This window comes from Burkholderia sp. Ax-1720 (assembly GCF_011753035.1).
Lineage (GTDB): Bacteria > Pseudomonadota > Gammaproteobacteria > Burkholderiales > Burkholderiaceae > Burkholderia > Burkholderia gladioli.
In genome coordinates, this window is record NZ_VWWK01000338.1 from 1 (window position 1) to 3121 (window position 3121).

General features: G+C 71.1%; 3 protein-coding genes. All 3 read right to left on the reverse strand.

What is annotated here, in order from left to right:
• On the reverse strand, positions 1-373 hold a 373-nt coding region (locus F3J18_RS36330), incomplete at its 3' end, for an acyl-CoA dehydrogenase family protein (protein WP_205195716.1).
• 16 nt (positions 374-389) lie between these two features.
• Entirely contained in the window at positions 390-1598 is a 1209-nt protein-coding gene (locus tag F3J18_RS36335) for an acyl-CoA dehydrogenase family protein (protein ID WP_025097060.1), read from the reverse strand.
• Between the two features lie 50 nt (positions 1599-1648).
• Positions 1649-3121: 3-hydroxyacyl-CoA dehydrogenase NAD-binding domain-containing protein (locus F3J18_RS36340; protein WP_166916978.1), on the reverse strand; the 1473-nt coding region annotated here is incomplete at its 5' end.

Consider the following 3121-nt stretch of genomic DNA (forward strand, 5'->3'; position numbering starts at 1 on the left):
CGGCATGCGCGAAGGCGGCCGTGGTGCCGCCCTCGATCAGCGCGGCCAGCCGCTCGCGCTGCGCCGCGTCGCCGCCCGCCGCGATCGCGCGGCCGGCCATCAGCGCGCCGAGGAAGGGCTCGACCACCAGGCCGCGCCCGAGGCTCTCGAACACCACGGCGAGATCGAACCCGGCGCCGCCGAAACCGCCATCGGCTTCCTCGAACAGCGCGCCGATCACGCCCAGCTCGGCGAAGCGGCGCCAAAGCTCGGCGTCGTAACCCGCCTCGGAGCGCGCGATGCGCTCGCGCACCGGAAAACCATAACGTTCGTCGATGAAGCGGTTCAGCGAATCGGCCAGCATCCGGCGATCGTCGCTCAGCTTGAAATCCATGGGGCCTCCGTCTGCGTCACAGACCAACGATCGTCTTGGCGACGATGTTCTTCTGGATCTCGTTCGAGCCGCCGTAGATCGACAGCTTGCGGTTGTTGAAATACTGCGCGGCCGCGCTGGCCGCCTCGGCCGGGCCGATCGGCTCGTCCTCGTGCCTGCCCTCGCGATCCGCCTCGAAGGCCTCGTCGACGAAGGGCATCGCATAGGGGCCCATCGCGCGCCGCATCAGCGAGGAGATCTCCTGGCGGATCTCGGTGCCGCGGATCTTCAGCATCGAGCTTTCCGCGCCCGGCGCGCCGCCGCCCGCCACCGCCGCCAGCACGCGCAGGTTGGTGGTCTTCATGTTCTCAAGCTCGATCTCGACGCGCGCCAGGCGCGCGGCGAACAACGGGTCCTCGGCCAGCGGCCGGCCGTTCTTCAGGAGCCGCCCGGCCACCGCGCGCAGCCGCTCCAGCGCAGCCACCGAGAAGCCGATCCCGGCGATGTTGGTGCGCTCGTAGGTCAGCAGGTACTTCGCGTAGGTCCAGCCGCGGTTCTCCTCGCCCACCAGGTTCTCCACCGGCACGCGCACGTCGGTGAAGAACACCTCGTTGACCTCGTGCTCGCCGTCGAGCAGCACGATCGGCCGCACCTCGACGCCCGGCGTGTCCATGTCGACCAGCAGGAAGCTGATGCCCTCCTGCTTGCGCACGTCGGTGGCGGTGCGCACCAGGCAGAAGATCATGTTCGCGTAGTGGCCGAGCGTGGTCCAGGTCTTCTGGCCGTTGACCACGTAGTGATCGCCGTCGCGCACGGCGCTGGTGCGCACCGAGGCCAGGTCGGAGCCGGCGCCCGGTTCCGAGTAACCCTGGCACCACCAGTCCGAGCCGTCGAGGATGCGCGGCAGCCAGTGGCGCTTCTGCGCCTGGCTGCCGTACTTGATCAGCACCGGGCCGAGCATGTTCACGCCGAACGGCACGATGCGCGGCGCGCCGGCGATCGCGCATTCGTTGTCGAACAGGAATTTCTGCGCGACGCTCCAGCCCGGGCCGCCATGCTCCTTCGGCCAGTGGCTCGCCAGCCAGCCCCTGGCGTGCAGGATCGCGTGCCAGCGCTGCATGTCCTCGCGCGTGAGGTGCAGGCCGCCCCTGACCTTGCGCGACAGCTCGGGCGGCAACTGCTCGGCGAGGAAGCGCTGCACCTCGGCGCGGAACGCTTCTTCTTCGGGAGTGAAATCGAGGTTCATCGTATCGGCTCCGGTCGAGACGAAAGGGTTGACGGGATGGGGCGTCGCGCTCAGCGCGCCGGGTTCAGGCTCGCGAAGCTCGCGCCGCGCCCGGCCAGCTCGACCAGCAGCGGCGCCGGGCGCCAGAACACCGGGTCCTCCTCGGCGTAGCGGCGGATCTCGGCCAGCACCTCGGCCAGGCCCAGCGTGTCCGCGTAGTGGAGCGGGCCGCCGCGATGGCGCGGGAAGCCGTAGCCGTGCACCAGCACCACGTCGATATCGAGCGGACGCAGGGCGATGCCCTCCTCCAGCACCTTGGCGGCCTCGTTGATCATCGCGGCCAGGTAGCGGCGCACGATCGCCTCGTCGCTGAACTCGCGCGGCGCGATGCCCTTGGCCGCGCGCTCGGCGGCGATGATCGCCTCCACCTCGGCATCGGGCTCGCCCACGCGCGCGCCTTCCGGGTAGCGATAGAAACCGCGCTGGGTCTTCTGCCCGAACCAGCCGCGCTCGCAGAGGCGATCGGCGATCGCCACGTAGCGCAGCGCCGGATCGCGCGTGGCCGCGCGGCGCTTGCGGGTGGCCCAGCCGATGTCGCCGCCGGCCAGGTCGATCACCTGGTACGGGCCCATCGGGAAGCCGAAACCGCGGATCGCGCGGTCGATCTGGTAGGGCGAGGCGCCATCCTCCATCAGGTAATCGGCGGCGGCGCGGTAGACCGCGAGCAGCCGGTTGCCGATGAACCCGTCGCAGACGCCCGCGCGCACCGCCACCTTGCGCAGCCGCTTGGCGAACGCGAAGGCGGTGGCCACCACCTCGGGCGCGACCTGCGCCGGCACCACGATCTCGAGCAGCTTCATCAGGTTGGCCGGCGAGAAGAAGTGCAGGCCGATCACGTCGGCGGCGCGCTCGCCCGCGCTGGCGGCGATCGCGTCGATGTCGAGATAGGAGGTGTTGGTGGCGAGCACCGCGCCCGGCTTGGCGACCTGCGCCAGTTCCTCGAACACGGCCTGCTTGACGGCCAGGTCCTCGAACACCGCCTCGATCACCAGGTCGACCTCGGCCAGCGCGTCGTAGACGGTGCTGCCGGCCAGCCGCGCCATGCGCTCGTCGCGCGCCGCATCCGACAGGCGGCCCTTGGCGACCAGCGCGTCATACACCTTGGCGATGCGCGCGCGGCCCTGCGCGAGCGCGGTATCGTCGCGCTCGACCAGGATCACGGGCAAGCCCGCGTCGAGCACCGCCACCGCGATGCCGGCGCCCATCGTGCCGCCGCCGATCACGCCGACGCGCGCGATCTCGCGCGGTTTCGCCCCGCTCGCCCCGGGCACCCGGGCCGCCTCGCGCTCGGCGAAGAAGGCGTGGATCAGGCCGGCGCGCTGCGGGCTGTCCAGGCATTCGACGAACAGTTCGCGCTCGCGCTTCATGCCCTCGTCGAAGGGCAGCGCGAGCGCGGCCTCGACCGCCTCGACGATGCGCTGCGGCGAGAACAGCCCGCGCGAGCGCTTGGCCACCTCGGCGCGCGCGGCGTCGATGGCCGCCTG